Origin of the sequence: Pseudomonas sp. GM33 (assembly GCF_000282295.1) — a bacterium.
Lineage (GTDB): Bacteria > Pseudomonadota > Gammaproteobacteria > Pseudomonadales > Pseudomonadaceae > Aquipseudomonas > Aquipseudomonas laurylsulfatiphila.
This window is the reverse complement of sequence record NZ_AKJO01000073.1, coordinates 189,251-207,002: the sequence shown is the minus strand read 5'-3', so window position 1 is coordinate 207,002 and position 17,752 is coordinate 189,251. Positions and strand designations below refer to the sequence as shown.

General features: G+C 61.1%; 17 protein-coding genes and 1 pseudogene. 12 read left to right on the top strand and 6 right to left on the bottom strand.

The window, feature by feature from the left end; translation table 11 throughout:
- From PMI26_RS31375 to PMI26_RS17890, 9 genes and pseudogenes are all read left to right on the top strand, one after another.
- A pseudogene (locus PMI26_RS31375) lies at positions 1-65 on the top strand (electron transfer flavoprotein subunit alpha/FixB family protein); the annotation flags it as partial.
- A 209-nt stretch (positions 66-274) separates the two neighbouring features.
- The gene (locus tag PMI26_RS17855; RefSeq protein ID WP_007973702.1) at positions 275-1,111 is read left to right on the top strand and encodes a substrate-binding periplasmic protein; all 837 of its coding nucleotides are present in this window, start codon (positions 275-277) and stop codon (positions 1,109-1,111) included.
- A gap of 9 nt (positions 1,112-1,120) precedes the next feature.
- Positions 1,121-1,477, top strand: a complete 357-nt coding sequence (locus tag PMI26_RS17860) for a DUF4398 domain-containing protein (RefSeq protein WP_007973701.1) — start codon at positions 1,121-1,123, stop codon at positions 1,475-1,477.
- Positions 1,474-2,280 (top strand): OmpA family protein, encoded by an 807-nt coding sequence (locus tag PMI26_RS17865; RefSeq protein ID WP_007973700.1) that lies wholly within the window; start codon positions 1,474-1,476, stop codon positions 2,278-2,280. The genes PMI26_RS17860 and PMI26_RS17865 overlap by 4 nt, the downstream gene beginning before the upstream one ends.
- Positions 2,281-2,481: 201 nt before the next feature.
- Positions 2,482-3,921: an aminotransferase-like domain-containing protein gene (locus PMI26_RS17870; RefSeq protein ID WP_007973699.1), complete on the top strand. Its 1,440-nt coding sequence runs from the start codon at positions 2,482-2,484 to the stop codon at positions 3,919-3,921.
- An 80-nt stretch (positions 3,922-4,001) separates the two neighbouring features.
- Positions 4,002-4,484 (top strand): hypothetical protein, encoded by a 483-nt coding sequence (locus PMI26_RS17875; RefSeq protein WP_007973697.1) that lies wholly within the window; start codon positions 4,002-4,004, stop codon positions 4,482-4,484.
- Between the two features lie 165 nt (positions 4,485-4,649).
- Complete coding sequence (locus tag PMI26_RS17880; protein ID WP_007973695.1) at positions 4,650-4,904, top strand: YkgJ family cysteine cluster protein; 255 nt, start codon at positions 4,650-4,652, stop codon at positions 4,902-4,904.
- Positions 4,905-4,946: 42 nt separating this feature from the next.
- A complete protein-coding gene (locus tag PMI26_RS17885) occupies positions 4,947-5,552 on the top strand; it encodes an START domain-containing protein (RefSeq protein WP_007973694.1) in 606 nt (201 codons plus the stop codon).
- A 337-nt stretch (positions 5,553-5,889) separates the two neighbouring features.
- Complete coding sequence (locus PMI26_RS17890) at positions 5,890-7,983, top strand: LTA synthase family protein (protein ID WP_007973692.1); 2,094 nt, start codon at positions 5,890-5,892, stop codon at positions 7,981-7,983.
- 58 nt (positions 7,984-8,041) lie between these two features.
- Here PMI26_RS17890 and PMI26_RS30570 read toward each other — a convergent pair whose 3' ends face one another.
- The gene (locus PMI26_RS30570; protein WP_172435350.1) at positions 8,042-8,200 is read right to left on the bottom strand and encodes a DUF3309 family protein; all 159 of its coding nucleotides are present in this window, start codon (positions 8,198-8,200) and stop codon (positions 8,042-8,044) included.
- 278 nt (positions 8,201-8,478) lie between these two features.
- Between PMI26_RS30570 and PMI26_RS17900 the strand changes: the two genes are divergently transcribed.
- The 3 genes from PMI26_RS17900 (at position 8,479) to csrA (ending at position 10,031) form a co-directional block, all read left to right on the top strand.
- On the top strand, positions 8,479-9,294 hold the full coding sequence (locus PMI26_RS17900; protein WP_007973687.1) for an SDR family oxidoreductase: 816 nt from the start codon (positions 8,479-8,481) through the stop codon (positions 9,292-9,294).
- A 64-nt stretch (positions 9,295-9,358) separates the two neighbouring features.
- A complete protein-coding gene (locus PMI26_RS17905) occupies positions 9,359-9,691 on the top strand; it encodes a YnfA family protein (protein WP_007973686.1) in 333 nt (110 codons plus the stop codon).
- A 154-nt stretch (positions 9,692-9,845) separates the two neighbouring features.
- A complete protein-coding gene (gene csrA / locus PMI26_RS17910; protein ID WP_007973685.1) occupies positions 9,846-10,031 on the top strand; it encodes a carbon storage regulator CsrA in 186 nt (61 codons plus the stop codon).
- 4 nt (positions 10,032-10,035) lie between these two features.
- On the opposite strand, the gene PMI26_RS17915 is transcribed toward csrA, so the two are convergent.
- The 5 genes from PMI26_RS17915 to mnmC form a co-directional block, all read right to left on the bottom strand.
- Positions 10,036-10,263: a YheU family protein gene (locus PMI26_RS17915; RefSeq protein ID WP_003199186.1), complete on the bottom strand. Its 228-nt coding sequence runs from the start codon at positions 10,261-10,263 to the stop codon at positions 10,036-10,038.
- Positions 10,264-10,473: 210 nt separating this feature from the next.
- A complete protein-coding gene (locus PMI26_RS17920) occupies positions 10,474-11,664 on the bottom strand; it encodes an osmoprotectant NAGGN system M42 family peptidase (protein ID WP_007973683.1) in 1,191 nt (396 codons plus the stop codon).
- 124 nt (positions 11,665-11,788) lie between these two features.
- Positions 11,789-13,537 carry an N-acetylglutaminylglutamine synthetase gene (ngg, locus tag PMI26_RS17925; RefSeq protein ID WP_007973681.1) on the bottom strand — a complete coding sequence of 583 codons (1,749 nt, stop codon included), beginning with the start codon at positions 13,535-13,537 and terminating at the stop codon, positions 11,789-11,791.
- 3 nt (positions 13,538-13,540) lie between these two features.
- Positions 13,541-15,313, bottom strand: coding sequence for an N-acetylglutaminylglutamine amidotransferase (locus PMI26_RS17930; RefSeq protein ID WP_007973679.1), 1,773 nt, complete (start codon positions 15,311-15,313; stop codon positions 13,541-13,543).
- A 170-nt stretch (positions 15,314-15,483) separates the two neighbouring features.
- A complete protein-coding gene (mnmC, locus tag PMI26_RS17935; protein ID WP_007973678.1) occupies positions 15,484-17,463 on the bottom strand; it encodes a bifunctional tRNA (5-methylaminomethyl-2-thiouridine)(34)-methyltransferase MnmD/FAD-dependent 5-carboxymethylaminomethyl-2-thiouridine(34) oxidoreductase MnmC in 1,980 nt (659 codons plus the stop codon).
- Positions 17,464-17,752: the final 289 nt, after the last annotated feature.

Here is a 17,752-nt window from a genome sequence, read left to right as displayed (position 1 = left end):
TGGCCGATTACGGCCTGGTGGCGGACCTGTTCGAAGCCATCCCTGAGCTGGAGAAGCTGGTCTAAACCGGCTGCTTCACTTATAAAGAGCCCGGCCTTTTGGTCGGGCTTTTTTTTTGCTCTTCTGTAGGAGCGAGCTTGCTCCGGGCGGCGTTCCGACGATGGGCGTTAACGATGACGCGTTCATTCTGGAAAAACGCAGCGCATTGACGTCCATCGCGAGCAGGCTCGCTCCTACAGGGAGGCATAACCGGGTATGAGTGGAGTGTGAAGCCATGGATCTGCGCCTTGTGTGGAGCTTGCTGGGATTGACGCTGTTGCCGGCGCTGTCTTTCGCCGCAGGCAAATGTGAACGCCTGGTGGTCACCGGCAGCCCCGACGCGCCGCCGTACCTGTGGCAAGACCCGCAGAATCCCAAACACCTGATCGGTGCCAGTGCCGATTTGTTGCAGCAAGTGGCGGGGGAGTTGGGGCTCAAGGTCGAGCTGCTGTATGCCGGCAAACGCGCCCAGGCCCTGGACGAAGTGCGTAGCGGCCGGATGGACATGCTGGCGGACGCGACGTTGACCGTCAGTGAGCTGGAAACCCTGGATTACATCCATCCACCCTTGCTGGAAAACGACTACCTGGTCTGGACGCGCAAGGATTCGACACTGGTCTACAACGAAGCGCCAGACCTGCACGGCCATCCGGGTGCCGTGTCGGAAAAGGCTCGATTGACCCCGCAATTCAGCACCTTTGCCGCCCAGCAATTAACCCTAGCGCGCACGTCCAACCTGACCCTGGCCTTTCAGAAGCTGTTGTTGGGCGAAGTCGAATTTGTCCTGGCCGGACGTTACTCGGGCATGGCGACTGCACAGGCACTGGGCTTGGCCGGTGATCTGAGCGCGCGTTCGCAACCGGTCGACAAGCCTGGCCTGTTCCTGGCGATTTCCCACAACTCGGCCTGCAACGATCCGTGGTTGCGCGGACAGTTGGCCAAAAAGATGACAGAATTGCCCGCGTCCGGACTGACGGAAGCCGTGCTGATGCGCAATATCGAGCGCTGGAAGGCACAGCGCTCACAACCGCAGCAACCCCCGCAACACCCCGTCAGTACCCCAAAACAGTAGGGATATTTAGTGAGTATTCGACCTCTTTTCGCTGCCGTGGCCATTGTCGCCCTGGCGGGTTGTGCAACCGATCCGGCGCCGAATGAACAAATGCGGCTGACCGAACAGGCACTCGAACAGGCCAAGGCCGTGGGTGCCACCGCCGACGATGTGCCGGAAATGAAACTGGCCGAGGACAAGTACAACCGCGCCAAGGGCAACATGACTGATCAATCGTTCAAGAACGCGCGCATGCGCGCCGAACAGGCCGAACTGGATGCGCGCCTGGCTGAGGCCAAGGTGCTGACGGCCAAGAGCAAGGAACAATTGAGCGTGCTCAACACCCGCATCGCCCGTCTGCAAAAGCAGCTGGGAGATGCTCAATGAGCCTCAAGCGCAAAACCCTTGGCGGTTTGATCCTGGCCGCCAGCCTGACCGGTTGCGTCAGCCAGCACAGCGAGACCGCGTTGCAGCAGGCCGGAACCGACTTTCAGAAGGTCAAGGAAGACTCCAATGTGCTGCGAATCGCCCCCAAGGACGTGATCCGCGCCGGTGAGTCCCTGGCCCGTGCCGATCGCCTGTCCAGCTATTGGGGCAGTGGTTCGGACGTAGTGCATTACGCCTACCTGAGCCAGCGCTACAGCGCCATTGCTCGGGAACACACCAATCAGGCGCTCAACGAAGAAAAAGCGGCAAAACTCGAACTGGAACGCCAGCGTCTGCAACTGGCATTGCGTGAGTCCAAACTGTTCAGTGTGCAGCAGCAAGGCAAGTGGCTAGAAGAGCAGATCCTGGCATTGACCACCTCCCAGACCGACCGCGGTCTGGTGATGACGTTGGGCGACATGCTGTTCGACACCGGCGAAGCGGAATTGAAACCTTCGGCCAACCGCGTGGTGTTGAAGATCGTGCAGTTCCTGCAACTCAACCCCAAGCGTGTGGTGCGGATCGAAGGTTACACGGACAGTACCGGGGGCAAGCAGGAAAACCTCAAGCTGTCTCGCGACCGCGCACAATCGGTGGCTGACGTGCTGATGGACCTGGGTATCGACGACAAGCGCATCCAGGTCGAAGGTTATGGCGACGAGTATCCCGTGGACGCGAATGCGTCGGAACGGGGCCGTGCGCAGAACCGTCGGGTGGAAATTGTGTTTTCCGACGAAAACGGCCAGCTCGGCGCCGCCCGGTAGGGTGTGCGTCGATGGAAAACCCGGCCTGCCATGCAGCGCCGGGTTTTTTTACGCCTGCCGATTACCGCACAAAACAGTACAGATTTTGCTGACACTGCACTGTACGGTCGACTATTGTGGTAACTGTCCCCGTACACTTCTAAACTGTTCCGGTATTGTTTCACACAAGAATAAAATGCCCGTGAAATCGAGTGCTGCGTCATGACCAATCTTTTGCTCTATCAACGTATTGCTCAACAACTGGCCGAAGACATCCGCCGTGGGGTCTATCAGCCGGGAGAGCGCGTGCCTTCGGTGCGCAAGATGAGCTCGCAGCTCAATGTCAGTCATGCGACGGTGTTGCAGGCGTATGCCAATCTCGAAGATCAGGGGCTGATCCGCGCCCGGCCGCAGTCGGGTTACTACGTGCACCAGACGCCGGCACTCACGGCGCCGACGCCGGATATCGCCCGGGTCGAGCGCCCCGGCCTGGTCACCCGCAGCAGTATCATCCAGCAAGTGCTGGTCGAATCCCGTCGTGAAGGTGTCTTTCCGCTGGGCGCGGCGGTGCCGAGTGTCGACTATTTACCAGTGCGGGCGCTGCATCAGCAATTGGCCAAAGTCACTCGTTTCCATAGTCCGCGCGCCTTCAGTTATATGTTCAGCCCCGGTTTCGAGCCGTTGCGCCGGCAGGTGGCGATTCGCATGCGCGATGCCGGCGTGGTGGTCGACCCGTCGGAAGTGGTGATCACCCACGGCTGCGTCGATGCGCTGCAGATGTCCTTGCGTGTGCTGACCCGTCCGGGCGATCTGATCGCAGCCGAGTCGCCGACCTATTACGGGTTGCTGCAACTGGCCGATCTGTTGGGCCTCAAGGTCATTGAGATCCCCAGCGATCCGGCCACGGGCATGAGCCTGGAAGCCCTGCAACTGGCAGCCAATCAGTGGTCGATCAAGGCCTTGGTGCTGACCACCCGGCTGAGTAATCCGTTGGGTGGCACCATGCCTGAAGAACGGCAGAAACAACTGCTGCGCCTGGCGTCGGACTTCGATATCCAGATTGTCGAAGACGATATCTACGGTGAGCTGATGTTCGAGCAGGGGCGCACCAAATCCCTCAAGGCCTATGATCGGCTGGACCGGGTGATCTATTGCTCGAGCTTCTCGAAAACCCTGTCGCCCGGGGTGCGGATCGGCTGGATGATTGCCGGCAAGTATCAGCAGGAAATCCAGCGCTTGCAGACCTTCAGCACGCATTCAGCGTGCAGCGTGACCCAGATGGGCATTGCCGCTTACCTGGAAAATGGCGGGTACGACCGGCATTTGCGCTTCATTCGTCAGGAGTACCGCAAGAACCTCAGTGCCTTCCAGCTGGCCGTGCAGCAGTATTTCCCGGAAGGCACGCAGATGACCCGGCCTACCGGTGGCTTCATTCTGTGGGTGAGTTTGCCGGGGCGGGTCAACACCCAGGAGTTGCACGTGCGGGCATTGCAGCAGGGCATCAGTATTGCGCCCGGGCTGATCTTCAGTAATACCGAGCAATTCAATCACTGCATTCGCCTCAATTGCGGCACGCCCTGGAATCGTGAGGCCGAGCGCGCGTTGATGACCCTGGGCATGCTGGCCACCCAACTCTGCCAGGAGATGGCTGGCGGTTTGTAACAGTCTGCTACTGCGCTTGTCTTGTGGGCTGCAACAGGCGAGCATAGGCACCTCTGCCGTTTGCACCCACCGTTGGATACATGAAACCGATTTGTCCTGCCGCCTGGTTTTTGCTCTGCCTGATTGCGAGTATTCAGCCGGTATCCGTCGTTGCGGCCGCGGGGCAGGATCAGCAGGCCACCGGCAGTTTCCACGTCGCACCGATAGAAACCGCACCGGCAAAAAAAGCCTCGCCAGTCAGTAAATCGGCGACGCCCGCGAAAAAACGCCCACCCATTGCTTCCAAATCGAAAGCGGCCAGCGAAGTGGTAAAGACCGAGCTTCCATCCGCCAAGCTGGACCTGAGCTTGCCCAAGGATATGGTTCAGGAACTGAAACCCGTCGGAACGGTGCCGTTGTCCAAGCGCGAACCGCTGCTGCCCCAGATGTTCGGTGACAAAAGCGGCAGCAGCCCGTTCCAGCTCAACGGCCGCCTGCTCAGCAATGAAATGCAGCTGCAACTGCGCAATGAAGAGCGCCGCGAGGTTGAAGGCGCGGCACTGGATTTCGAATTCAAGCAGTAACACCAACAAGATTGGCAAGCCGCAGAACAGACGCTTTGTCGGAGACTGGTCGGTCATGCCCGTTTGCGCGGAAAAACCCGCTCGCAGGTATTTTAAAACAACTGTTTTAGCGGGTACTCTGTGCCCCGTCCTTTACACATTGCTCGTCGCGAGGAGCTTGTCGTCATGAAATGCCGTGAGGGCTGTGGCGCTTGTTGCATTGCCCCGTCCATCAGTTCACCGATTCCCGGTATGCCTAACGGCAAGGCCGCAGGGCAGCGTTGCCTGCAACTTTCCGCCGATAACCTGTGCAATATTTTCGGTCAGCCGGAACGGCCGGCAGTGTGTTCTGCCTTCGAGGCCGACCCCGAGGTGTGCGGAAGCAGCAGCGAAGAGGCCATCCGGTTGATTGGCTGGTGGGAGCAAATGACGGCGGCGTGATGTGTCCCAACGAACGGAACTTCAACAATAAGGAATAAGACTATGGGTTCGCTGCATCGTATGGCTGTGCTGTGTGGTTTGACGGTTGTGCTGGCTACCTCGACGGCCCAGGCCGAAGACTGGAAAGTCAAGAAAGACGAAGACGGCATCAAGATCTCCCTGAGTGAAGTGGCCGGGTCTGACTACAAGGCTTACCAGGGCGTTACGCTGATGAAAACCACCATCGCCAAGCTGCGTGCGTTGCAGGATGACGTGTCCGGAGCCTGCGCCTGGATTCACGAATGCAAAACCCAGAAGCTGCTCAAGCACGAAGGTGACCAGAGCTGGACCTACACTCAATTCAACACCCCATGGCCGGTGACTCCGCGTGATTCGGTGCTGCACATCACCACCACCGAAGGTGCCGATGGCAGCCTGACCCGCAAGCTCGAAGGCGTACCGAAATACATTCCTGAAGAAAAAGGCTTCGTCCGGGTCGCCAAGGTCGACGGTTTCTGGAAGTTCGTACCCAAGGGCGACCAGATCGAAGTGACCTATCAGGTGCACACCGAACCGGGTGGCAGCGTGCCGTCGATGGTGGCCAACAAGTTCGTGGTGGATGCCCCGTTCAATACCTTGAAAGCCCTCAAGGAGCGCGCCGAGAAGTAACGGCGTATTGCGTTAAAGGCGACTTCGCAGCGCCCCGACCGGTTCGGGGCGTTTGCGTTTTTGGCCGGGCAGGGCGCTTTAATTTGTTTCCGGATATGCGTTGCACGAAATTTTCACCAAGTCTCCAAGACAATTCGCCGGCTCTCCCGCCACACGCAACGTATTCCTGAGTGCAGGATGAAACAGTCGGGATGAGGGTAGTAATCAATGGCAATACAGCCGTTGATCGTGCAACATTTGCGCACCGCGCAAACCCCCGGGCCTGTTACGGGCCGAAAAGAGGGCCAGGCGCAGCTGTATTTTTGAAACTTCAACTTCCAATGGGTCCTAAAACGACATGGCAATCCCGGACGCCCTGAATCAGCAGCGAGCTTCTAGTCGCCTGCTGCAACCGACCGTCAAATCGCATCTGGCCTACACGCTGTTGTGTGCCCTGGTCATGATGGTCATGTTCAGCCTGCTGCGCGTCGCGCTGCTGGTCTACAACCGCTCGATGATCCTCGATACACCGGCTTCGACCTTCCTCGAGGCATTCGCCAACGGTCTGCGTTTCGACCTGCGCCTGGTGGTCTATCTCAGTATTCCGTTGCTGCTGGCATTGTTCAGTGCCCGGGCCATGGCCGCACGCGGGCTGTTCCGTCTCTGGCTGACGGTCGTCTCCAGCATTGCGCTGTTCCTGGGCCTGATGGAGATGGACTTCTATCGTGAGTTCCACCAGCGCCTCAACGGCCTGGTCTTCCAGTACGTCAAGGAAGATCCGAAAACCGTGATGAGCATGCTCTGGTACGGTTTCCCCGTGGTCCGCTACCTGCTGGCATGGGCCGTGGGCACCTGGATCCTGAGTCTGGCATTCAAGGGCGCCGACCGTGCGACCCGCCCTCGTGGTCCGTTCAGTGGCGGCAGCATCGGCACTCGCCAGGTTGCGCCGTGGTATGCACGCATTGGCGTGTTCGTGGTTTGCCTGCTGATCTGCGTCGTCGCGGCCCGTGGCACCTTGCGTCAAGGCCCGCCGATGCGCTGGGGTGATGTCTACACCACAGATTCCAACTTCGCCAACCAGTTGGGGCTCAACGGTACTCTTTCTCTGGTCGCCGCCGCCAAGAGCCGGATGTCCGAGGATCGCGACAATATCTGGAAGGCGACCCTGCCTCAGCCACAAGCCCAGCAAGTGGTGCGTGACATGCTGGTGGTACCGGCCGACAAACTGGTGGATACCGACACCGCAGCGGTACGTCGCGATTACACCCCGCCGGCCGACAAGACCCTGCCGATCAAGAACGTCGTTGTGATCCTGATGGAAAGCATGGCCGGTCACTCGGTGGGAGCGCTGGGCGGACCGGGCAACATCACGCCGTACCTCGACAAACTGTCGAAGGAAGGCTTGCTGTTCGACCGCTTCTTCTCCAACGGCACCCATACCCACCAGGGTATGTTCGCCACCATGGCCTGCTTCCCGAACCTGCCGGGCTTCGAATACCTGATGCAGACCCCGGAAGGCAGCCACAAGCTGTCGGGTCTGCCGCAGTTGCTCAGTGCCCGTGACTTCGACGACGTGTATGTCTACAACGGCGATTTCGCCTGGGACAACCAGTCGGGTTTCTTCAGCAACCAGGGCATGACCAACTTCATCGGTCGTAACGATTTTGTGAACCCGGTGTTCTCTGATCCGACCTGGGGCGTGTCCGACCAGGACATGTTCGACCGTGGCCTGGTCGAGCTCAAGGCGCGAGAAAACGGCAAGCCGTTCTATGCCTTGCTGCAAACCCTGTCCAACCACACGCCTTATGCCTTGCCGACGCCATTGCCGGTCGAGCGCGTAACCGATCGTGGCAACCTGAACGAACACCTGACCGCCATGCGTTACTCGGACTGGGCTCTGGGCCAGTTCTTTGAAAAGGCCCGCAAGGAGCCGTACTTCAAGGAAACCCTGTTTGTCATCGTCGGTGACCACGGTTTTGGTAACGAACAACAGATCACCGAGATGGACCTGGGCCGCTTCAACGTGCCGATGCTGATGATTGCACCGGGCATCCAGGAAAAATTCGGCCAGCGTGACCACACCGTGGGCACCCAGATCGACATCGTGCCGACCATCATGGGCCGCATCGGTGGCGAAGTGCGTCATCAGTGCTGGGGACGCGACCTGCTCAACCTGCCGCAAGGCGACCTCGGCATTGGTGTGATCAAGCCGTCGGGCAGCGAGCAGACCACGGCCATCCTCACCGCCGACCAGATTCTGGTCCTGCCGAAGGACAAGGACATGGCGCCGAAGTTGTATCAGTATGAATTGGGGGCCACGCCTCGCGCCGAAATCATTGCTGACGCGCCGCGTACCGCCGAGTTGAAACTCAAGCTCGAAGCGTTCCTGCAAACAGCGACCAAGAGCCTGCTGGACAACACCGCAGGTGTCGTTGACGGCAAGCCGGACTAAGTTGTGACGCAATAGAAAAGAGGCCCTTCGAGGGCCTCTTTTTTTTGCCCGGCGGTTTTTATATTCGGCCGAGCAAGAGCAGGATCAACAGCACCACCAACACGACGCCGATGATTCCGGACGGGCCGTAACCCCAACTTCTGGAGTGCGGGAAGACCGGTAAACCACCGATCAGTAACAGGATCAGAATGATGATCAGTATTGTGCCCATGTCTATTTCCTTGTTGAAAATGCAGTGGAATGACCATGCCAATCAGGTCAGCGGGAATGAAGTAAATTCGAGCTGCTTAAAAATTCCGACTCTCGCGCCTGCAGGAAAATTCCAAGTTTTTTTGAAGTATTTCGGACAGGTTCTTATTTCTTTTGTGATTGCCTTAGTTGCTTGTCACGCGCCCGCGGTTTGCTCGGGCCATTCAGCAATCTGATGGAGCGTGGGTCGGGCAATTTCCTTCGCTACACTCGATGCATCTTCCGAGAACAACAAGGCTGTTTGCTATGCAAAATCGCATGATGATCACTGGTGCAGGCTCTGGCCTGGGTCGCGAAATCGCGCTGCGCTGGGCGCGTGAAGGTTGGCAACTGGCCTTGTCGGACGTCAGCGAGCCCGGTTTGCAGGAAACCCTGAAGCTGGTCCGTGAAGCCGGTGGCGATGGTTTTATCCAGCGCTGCGACGTGCGCGACTACAGCCAATTGACGGCGTTCGCCCAGGCCTGTGAGGTCAAGTTCGGCGGCATCGATGTGATCGTCAATAACGCCGGTGTAGCCTCTGGCGGCTTCTTCAGTGAGTTGTCCCTGGAGGACTGGGACTGGCAGATCGCGATCAACCTGATGGGCGTGGTCAAGGGCTGCAAGGCTTTCCTGCCGCTGCTGGAACAAAGCAAAGGCAAGATCATCAACATCGCGTCCATGGCCGCACTGATGCAAGGCCCGGCGATGAGCAACTACAACGTGGCCAAGGCGGGCGTGGTGGCGTTGTCCGAAAGCCTGCTGATCGAGCTGGCCCATCAGGAAGTCGGCGTCCATGTGGTGTGCCCGTCGTTCTTCCAGACCAACCTGCTGGACTCCTTCCGCGGCCCGACCCCGGCCATGAAAGCCCAGGTCGGCAAGCTGCTGGAAAGCTCGCCGATCAGCGCCGCCGACATTGCCGACTACATCTACCAGCAGGTCGCTGCCGGCGAGTTCATGATCCTGCCCCACGAACAGGGCCGCATGGCCTGGGCGATCAAGCAGAAGAACCCGCAATTGCTCTACAACGAAATGACCGTCATGGCCGACAAAATGCGCGCCAAGGCCAGGCAATCCGCAAGCTGATCTTGCCCGCAGCCAACGCTGTGGTTAGGGTGGCCGCCATCGGCCATCCTTGCGAGACGCTTGCATGCTCAATTACCTGTGGTTTTTCCTCGCCGCGCTGTTCGAAATTGCCGGTTGCTTCGCCTTCTGGATGTGGCTGCGCCAGGGTAAAAGCATGTGGTGGGTGGTGCCGGCGCTCCTCAGCCTGACCCTGTTCGCCCTGCTGCTGACCCGTATCGAGGCCACCTACGCCGGCCGCGCCTACGCTGCCTACGGTGGCATCTACATCATTGCTTCGATTGGCTGGCTGGCCGTGGTCGAGCGGATTCGTCCGCTGGGTTCGGACTGGCTCGGCGTGGCGCTGTGTGTGATGGGCGCGAGTATCATCCTGTTCGGTCCGCGATTCTCCGCGTCCTGACAGCTCGTCCCTACAATCACCCGGCTTGTCGGACTTTTCCGTCAGCGGGGTGGTTCAGGTGCTGTCAGTCCGGTCCGGTTTGCTGTCGGAGCATTGTAGGCGCACGGCGGGCCGGGCATCTTCAGGGGCCAGTAATCCCTGAAGGACACTCCTTATGCTCGTACTCAGTCGCGTTGTGGGCGAAACCATTTCCATCGGTGACAACATTTGCGTGCGCGTTCTCGCGGTCAACGGAAACCACGTTCGCTTTGGCGTCGAGGCGCCCCAGGACGTTAATGTGCACCGCTCCGAAATCTATGAACGCATCCAGAACAAACTGGCGAAAACCAAGGAGCGCTGAAGCTTCAGTCAAACAGGTGCTTGGGCACGTCATGCTTGAGCATCAGTTGGCATTGCTCGCTTTCCGGGTCGAAGACAATCAGTGCCTGGCCCTTGGTCAGCGCCTGGCGCACGCGCAGTACGCGGGTTTCCAGCGGCGTGTCGTCACCATTGTCGGTGCCGTCGCGGGTCACGAAGTCCTCGATCAGGCGGGTGAGGGTGTCGACTTCAAGTTGGTCGTGGGGGATCAGCATAGGCACCTCGGTTGGATCAATGGCGCGATGCTACGGCGTATGGCCGGTATCGGCTAGCCTGGGATTTGATGTTGTCTGCACTGACGCCATCGCGAGCAAGCTCGCTCCCACAAAGTTCAGCGGCGAACCGGAGAATTGTGTTCACCACCGATCAACTGTGGGAGCGAGCTTGCTCGCGATAGCGGTTTACCCGGCGATGAAGATCCTGGATCAGCTCTCCGACCGCTGCCCCACCAGGCTGTCCACCGACGGCACCCGCGTATCGCTTTCCATCTGTGTGTCATGTTCGAGCTGATGGCTGAACCGGTCCAGTGAGCCCTTGGCCGGTTGCGCATCGCTGGCAAACACCGGCGGGCTGAGGATGTACGCACCGAGCAGGCGGCTCAGGGCGGCGAGGCTGTCGATGTGGGTGCGTTCGTAACCGTGGGTGGCGTCGCAGCCGAAGGCGAGCAGGGCCGTGCGAATGTCGTGGCCGGCGGTGACCGCCGAATGCGCGTCGCTGAAGTAGTAGCGGAACAGGTCGCGGCGTGCCGGCAGTTCGTTGTCGCTGGCCAGGCGCAAGAGGTGACGCGAAAGGTGATAGTCATACGGCCCGCCGGAATCCTGCATCGCGATGCTTACCGCATGTTCGCTAGAGTGTTGGCCGGGCGCGACCGGTGCGATGTCGATGCCGACGAATTCACTCACGTCCCAGGGCAACGCCGCCGCGGCACCGCTGCCAGTTTCCTCGGTGATGGTGAACAACGGATGGCAGTCGATCATCAGTTCTTCGCCACTGTCGACGATGGCTTTGAGGGCCGCCAGCAGCGCGGCCACTCCGGCCTTGTCATCGAGGTGGCGGGCGCTGATATGGCCGCTTTCGGTGAACTCCGGCAACGGGTCGAAGGCGACGAAATCGCCGACGCTGATGCCCAGCGACTCGCAGTCGGCGCGGGTGGCGCAGTAGGCGTCCAGGCGCAACTCGATGTGATCCCAACTGATCGGCATTTCATCCACGGCGGTATTGAACGCGTGCCCGGACGCCATCAACGGCAGGACGCTGCCGCGGATCACGCCGTTGTCGGTAAACAGGCTGACCCGGCTGCCTTCGGCAAAGCGGCTGGACCAGCAGCCGACCGGTGCGAGGGTCAGGCGGCCGTTGTCCTTCACCGCACGCACTGCCGCGCCGATGGTGTCCAGGTGGGCGGAAACGGCGCGGTCGGGGCTGTTCTTCTTGCCCTTGAGCGTGGCGCGGATGGTGCCGCGCCGGGTCAGCTCGAAGGGAATGCCGAGTTCTTCAAGGCGTTCGGCGACGTAACGCACGATGGTGTCGGTGAACCCGGTGGGGCTGGGAATGGCGAGCATTTCCAGCAGGACTTTTTGCAGGTAACCGAGGTCCGGTTCGGGGATTTTGCTGGTCATGGAAACTCCTGATTGGTTATCGCCTGTACGGCCGCCTTCGCGAGCAGGCTCGCTCCCACAGGGGAATGCGATCACATGTGGGAGCGAGCCTGCTCGCGAAGGGGCCGGTCCAGGCAACACATCACTAAGAAACTGCCGGCTGGCTGTGCGGAAACAACAAATCGACAAACCGCTCCGCCGTCGGCTGCGGTTCGTGGTTGGCCAGCCCGGCCCGTTCGTTGGCTTCGATAAACACGTAGTCCGGCTGGTCAGCGGCGGACACCATCAGGTCGAGGCCGACCACAGGAATGTCCAGCGCCCGGGCGGCCCGTACAGCCGCGTCCAGCAGCGTCGGGTGCAGGATCGCCGTGACGTCCTCGAGAATGCCGCCGGTATGCAGATTCGCCGTACGCCGTACAAACAGATGCTCACCGGCCGGCAGAATGCTGCCGTAGTCGTATCCGGCCGCCTGCAAGGTGCGAAGGGTTTCCGCGTCCTGCGGGATCTTGCTTTCGCCACCTGTGGCTGCTTGTCGGCGCCGGCTCTGGGCTTCGATCAACTCGCGGATGGAGTGTTGGCCATCGCCGACCACTTCGGCCGGCCGGCGAATCGCGGCCGCGACCACTTCAAAACCGATCACCAGGATTCGCAGGTCGAGGCCTTGGTGGAAGCTTTCCAGCAGCACGCGGCTATCAAACTGACGGGCCGCCTCGATGGCGTGCTGTACCTCCTCGATGGTCTGCAGGTCGACCGCCACGCCTTGGCCCTGTTCGCCATCCAGCGGTTTGACCACCACGCGCCGGTGCTCATCAAGGAACGCCAGATTGTCATCGGCGTTGCCGGCCAGTTGCTGCACGGGCAGGTTCAACCCGGCAACCTTGAGCGCCTTGTGGGTCAGGCTCTTGTCCTGGCACAGGGTCATGCTGATGGCGCTGGTCAGGTCACTCAGGGATTCGCGGCAGCGTACCCGGCGTCCGCCATGGCTGAGGGTGAACATTCCGGCATCGGCGTCATCGACTTGCACATCGATGCCGCGACGGTGTGCTTCTTCGACGATGATCCGGGCGTACGGATTAAAGGCGGCTTCGGGGCCAGGCCCGAGAAACAGCGACTGGTTGATGCCGTTCTTGCGCTTGATGGCGAAGGTCGACAGGTTGCGAAAACCGAGCTTGGCGTACAGGTTCTTCGCCTGGCGGTTGTCGTGCAGCACGGACAGGTCGAGGTAAGCGAGACCGCGACTCATGAAGTGTTCGATCAAATGCCGCACCAGCACCTCGCCGACGCCCGGCCGCGCACAATGCGGGTCGACCGCCAGGCACCAGAGACTGCTGCCGTGTTCCGGATCGTTGAAGGCCTTTGCATGATTGAGACCCATGACGCTGCCGATGACCGCGCCGCTGTCATCGTCTTCCGCCAGCCAGTACACCGGGCCGCCCAGGTGGCGCGCAGTGAGCAGGGTGGCATCGATCGGCAGCATGCCGCGCGCCTGATACAGCTGGTTGATGGCCTGCCAATCGGCGTCGCTCTGCGCGCGTCGAATGCGAAATCCACGAAACACCCGGGTCGCCTGGCGGTAGTCGCTGAACCACAGGCGCAAGGTGTCGGACGGGTCGAGGAACAGCTGCGCCGGCTCCAGCCCCAGCACCTGCTGGGGCGCGGCGACGTACAGCGCGATGTCCCGTTCGCCGGGCTGCTCGTTGAGCAACTCCGCGGCCAGGCTCGCCGCATCGGCAAAGGTGTGGCCGATCAACAAGCGGCCCCAACCGCAATGCACCGCAATCGGCGCGGCGCCGAGTTCACTGCCATCCTCGGCCAGGCGTGCCTGCAAACGTTCGTAGGAAGGCGACTGGCCGCGCAACAGGCGTTGGCTGAAAGCCGTGGCGTGAGGTTTCATCGGTCAGATTCCTTGTTCACTGAGCCACAGGTTGAGGGCCGCCAGTTGCCACAGCTTGGAGCCGCGCAACGGCGTCAACTGTCCCTGTGGATCGGTCAGCAGACGGTCGAGCATTGCCGGGTTGAACAGGCCGCGATCCTGGCCCGGATCGAGCAGCAACTCACGCACCCACTCCAGCGTATCGCCCTGCAAATGCTTGAGACCCGGCACCGGGAAGTAGCCTTTCTTGCGGTCGATCACTTCACTGGGAATCACTTGGCGCGCGGCTTCTTTCAAGACTTGCTTGCCGCCGTCCGGCAGTTTGAAACGCCCCGGAATCCGGGCCGACAGTTCCACCAGGCGGTAGTCGAGAAACGGCGTGCGCGCTTCCAGACCCCAGGCCATGGTCATGTTGTCGACGCGTTTGACCGGGTCGTCCACCAGCATCACCGTACTGTCCAGACGCAAGGCCTTGTCCACCGCCGCATCGGCACCGGGCTGGGCGAAATGGGCTTTGACGAAGTCACCGGCGGCGTCATTGGCGGTCAGCCATTTTGGCTGCACGGTCGCCGCGTAGTCGTCGTAGCTGCGGTCGAAAAATGCGTCGCGGTACGCGGCATAGGGATCGCTCGCACCGTCCACTTGCGGATACCAGTGGTAGCCGGCGAACAGTTCGTCGGCACCCTGGCCGCTCTGGACGACCTTGCAGTGTTTGGCCACTTCGCGGGACAACAGGTAGAACGCGATGCAGTCATGACTGACCATCGGTTCGCTCATGGCGCGGAACGCGGCGGGCAGTTGTTCGATGATCTCTTTTTCATCGATGCGCAATTGGTGATGCTGCGTGCCGTAGTGCCGGGCGATCAGGTCGGAGTACTGGAACTCGTCACCGCGTTCGCCGCCGGCATCCTGGAAGCCGATGGAGAAGGTCGACAGATTGTCCACGCCGACTTCCCGCAACAGGCCCACCAGCAGACTCGAGTCGACACCGCCGGACAGCAGCACGCCAACATCGACCGCCGCACGCTGACGAATCGCGACGGCTTCGCGGGTGCTGTCGAGCACCCGGTCGCGCCAGTCTTCCAGGGTCAGGTTTTTCTCGTCGTCGTGGGGGCCATAGGCCAGGGTCCACCAGGTTTTCTGCTCGGTGCGACCATCGGCTTCGATGCGCATCCAGGTGGCTGGCGGCAGTTTTTCGATGCCCGCCAACAACGTGCGCGGTGCCGGGACCACGGCGTGGAAATTCAGATAGTGATTAAGCGCCACCGGATCGAGGAGCGGATTGATGTCGCCGCCCTTGAGCAATGCCGGCAGTGCTGAGGCAAAGCGCAAGCGCTGGCCGGTGCGCGACAGGTACAAGGGTTTTACGCCAAGACGGTCGCGGGCGATGAACAGGCGTTGGGCATCGCGCTCCCAGACGGCAAAGGCAAACATGCCGTTGAGTTTCGGCAGCAAGGCTTCGCCCCAGGCGTGATAGCCCTTGAGCAGGACTTCAGTGTCGCCACCGGAATAGAAGGAGTAACCCAGGCTTTCAAGCTCGGCGCGCAGTTCCGGAAAGTTGTAGACAGCGCCGTTGAAGGCCAGGGACAGGCCCAATTGCGGGTCGATCATCGGCTGCGCCGAGCCGTCCGACAGGTCCATGATTTTCAGGCGCCGATGGCCCAGGGCAACCGGCCCCTGACTATGAAACCCCCAGGCGTCGGGGCCGCGAGGGGCCAGGTGATGGGTGATTCGCTCAATGGCTGCAAGGTCTGCAGGTTGATGATCAAAACGTAACTCGCCAGCTAATCCGCACATAAATTCCTTACCGGTTTTTCCGTTGGGGAGGGTCAATCGATACCGCGCCAAAGGGGCGGGTACTCAGAAACTGACCCGCCTCGGCAAGGGGAGTTTTATATCGATGAGTTATAAGCGGGCGAAGTCGGGGCCGAGAGCCGCTGTGCGGGCGCTCTCGACGGCGGTATCGGCTATTTGCCCCGGATCAGGCGCCGTAACGCAAACCGGTTGGGATGACAGGCTTCGGCCACGCTTCTGGGCAAGGGCAGGGGCTCGTTGTCCAGCCAGGCGGCCAGCAGTTCTCCGGACAGCGGCGCGGTGATCAGGCCGCGCGAGCCGTGGCCGCTGTTGACGTACAAGCCGTCGAGCCACGGGCATTCGACGTCCGGCACCTGTCGGGCGTCCTTGCCCAGCGCGGCATAGGCCTGAGCGAAGGCCTGGGTGTCGGCCAAAGGGCCGACGATTGGCAGGTAGTCGGGGCTGGTACAGCGAAACGCGGCGCGCCCCTGGAGGCTCTCGGGGTCAAGGCGGTCGATCTCCAGGCGCTCGACCAGATCGTGGGAAATCTCCTCGAGCATGGCCAGGTTGCCCAGGTGTTCAGCCGTGGTCGGCGTCAGGTCATCGCTGTTGAAATCGAAACTGGCCCCCAGGGTGTGTTCGCCCAAGCGTGCAGGGGCGACATAACCTTCGGCGCACACCACTGTGCTCAGGACCTGGCTTTGTGGCGTTTGCACCAGGCGAGTGATTTGCCCGCGAATGCGTTTGAGCGGCAACCCGGCACTCTCGGTGAAACGCTGGATTTCGGTGGCACCGGCGAGGACCAACACGGGTGCGCAGGCAAGCAATTGCTCGCCGTTCCAGGCTTGCCACTGATCCTCGACCTTGCGCAGTTCCAGCGCATCGCAATGCGTGAGCAGTTGGACCTGCGGATGTCCGGCCTGCCACTGGCACAGCGCCGGTGGGTGGACCCAGCCGCCTTGCGGATAGAACAGACCCCCGTGTGCCAGCCCGATCCCGGCCACGGCCTGGGCCCCGGATTGGTCCAGCAGGTGCAACAGGTCCGGCGCAAACGCCGCCGCCAATTGCGCCTGGCGTTCGGCTTCCTTGGCATTGAAGGCCAGTTGCAACACGCCGCAATCGTCCCAGTCGCGGCCCCGTTGCAAGTGTTCGAGCAGCCGCCGGGTGTAGCCGAATCCGCTGACGATCATTTGCGACAGCGCCGTGCCATGCGCCGATAATTTCAGGTAGAGCACGCCCTGCGGATTGCCCGAAGCTTCCCGGGCGATGTCGTCGTGACGCTCCAGCAACGTCACTTGCCAACCCCGCGCGGCCAGGCTGGCGGCGCTGGCACAACCGGCCAGCCCGGCGCCGATCACCAGTGCCTGGCGCTCGCCGCTCGGCGGTGCAGGTCGGGCAAACCAGGGTTTGTCGGGCGCCGGGGCGGGTACGTCGTGGGGCCAGCCAAGGAACTCGCCACGCAGGATTTCCCATTTGTGGCCGATGCCCGGGGTGCGTTTCATCTTGAAACCGGCGGCGTTGAGCAGGCGGCGCACCCAACCGGTGCTGGTGAAGGTGCTGATGGAGGCACCGGGCGCGGCCAGGCGCGCCAGTTCGGCAAACAGTTCGGCGGTCCACATGTCAGGGTTTTTCGCCGGAGCGAAACCGTCGAGGAACCAGGCGTCGATCCGGGCATCGAGTTGGGGCAGTTGTTCCAGCGCGTCGCCGATCAGCAGGGTCAGGGTGACGCGACCGTGGTCCAGCGTCAGGCGCTGAAAGCCCTGATGGATGGCCACGTACTGCTCAAGCAGTTGATCGGCAAACACCTTGAGTTCCGGCCACAGCGCCAGGGCCCGTTGCAAGTCGGCCGGGCTCAACGGGTACTTTTCGACGCTGACAAAATGCAACCGCGCACCGGTCGCGGCGTGTTGCTCGAACACCTGCCAGGCGCACAGGAAATTCAGTCCGGTGCCAAACCCCGTTTCACCGATGACCAGCCGCCCGCCGTCGGGCAAGGCCGCAAAGCGCTCCGCCAAACGGTTCTGCTCGATGAACACGTAGCGGGTTTCGTCCAGCCCCGATTTGTCGGAGAAATACACATCATCGAACACTCGCGAATACGGGCGACCTTGGTCGTCCCAGTCGAGTTGGGCGTGGGGCAATACAGGTTTCATGGCAGGCTCGGCAACGGCAAGGTCGCCATTCTAGCCGATTGACCGCGTGGCCAAGCTCTTTGTGGCGAGGGGGCTTGCCCCCGTTGGGTCGCGAAGCGGCCCTGAAATCAGCCAACTGGGTCTGTCAGGTAAATCCGGTTGGCTGGTTTTACGACTGCTTCGCAGCCGAACGGGGCGGTGCGGCGATCCGACAAGCCCCCTCGCCACAGGTGTTGGTGGTGTTAGGGAAAAACTCTGCTGGCCTTCAGTTCAATCCGCTAGTCTTGCTCACATCTGGAAGGGAGCCATC

Bases quoted from the DNA above. Each gene is read 5' to 3' on its own strand.
- PMI26_RS17855 (WP_007973702.1), top strand. From the start codon at position 275: ATGGATCTGCGCCTTGTGTGGAGCTTGCTGGGATTGACGCTGTTGCCG.
- PMI26_RS17865 (WP_007973700.1), top strand. From the start codon at position 1,474: ATGAGCCTCAAGCGCAAAACCCTTGGCGGTTTGATCCTGGCCGCCAGC.
- PMI26_RS17870 (WP_007973699.1), top strand. From the start codon at position 2,482: ATGACCAATCTTTTGCTCTATCAACGTATTGCTCAACAACTGGCCGAA.
- PMI26_RS17875 (WP_007973697.1), top strand. From the start codon at position 4,002: ATGAAACCGATTTGTCCTGCCGCCTGGTTTTTGCTCTGCCTGATTGCG.
- PMI26_RS17880 (WP_007973695.1), top strand. From the start codon at position 4,650: ATGAAATGCCGTGAGGGCTGTGGCGCTTGTTGCATTGCCCCGTCCATC.
- PMI26_RS17885 (WP_007973694.1), top strand. From the start codon at position 4,947: ATGGGTTCGCTGCATCGTATGGCTGTGCTGTGTGGTTTGACGGTTGTG.
- PMI26_RS17890 (WP_007973692.1), top strand. From the start codon at position 5,890: ATGGCAATCCCGGACGCCCTGAATCAGCAGCGAGCTTCTAGTCGCCTG.
- PMI26_RS17900 (WP_007973687.1), top strand. From the start codon at position 8,479: ATGCAAAATCGCATGATGATCACTGGTGCAGGCTCTGGCCTGGGTCGC.
- PMI26_RS17905 (WP_007973686.1), top strand. From the start codon at position 9,359: ATGCTCAATTACCTGTGGTTTTTCCTCGCCGCGCTGTTCGAAATTGCC.
- csrA (WP_007973685.1), top strand. From the start codon at position 9,846: ATGCTCGTACTCAGTCGCGTTGTGGGCGAAACCATTTCCATCGGTGAC.
- PMI26_RS17915 (WP_003199186.1), bottom strand. From the start codon at position 10,263: ATGCTGATCCCCCACGACCAACTTGAAGTCGACACCCTCACCCGCCTG.
- PMI26_RS17920 (WP_007973683.1), bottom strand. From the start codon at position 11,664: ATGACCAGCAAAATCCCCGAACCGGACCTCGGTTACCTGCAAAAAGTC.
- ngg (WP_007973681.1), bottom strand. From the start codon at position 13,537: ATGAAACCTCACGCCACGGCTTTCAGCCAACGCCTGTTGCGCGGCCAG.
- PMI26_RS17930 (WP_007973679.1), bottom strand. From the start codon at position 15,313: ATGTGCGGATTAGCTGGCGAGTTACGTTTTGATCATCAACCTGCAGAC.
- mnmC (WP_007973678.1), bottom strand. From the start codon at position 17,463: ATGAAACCTGTATTGCCCCACGCCCAACTCGACTGGGACGACCAAGGT.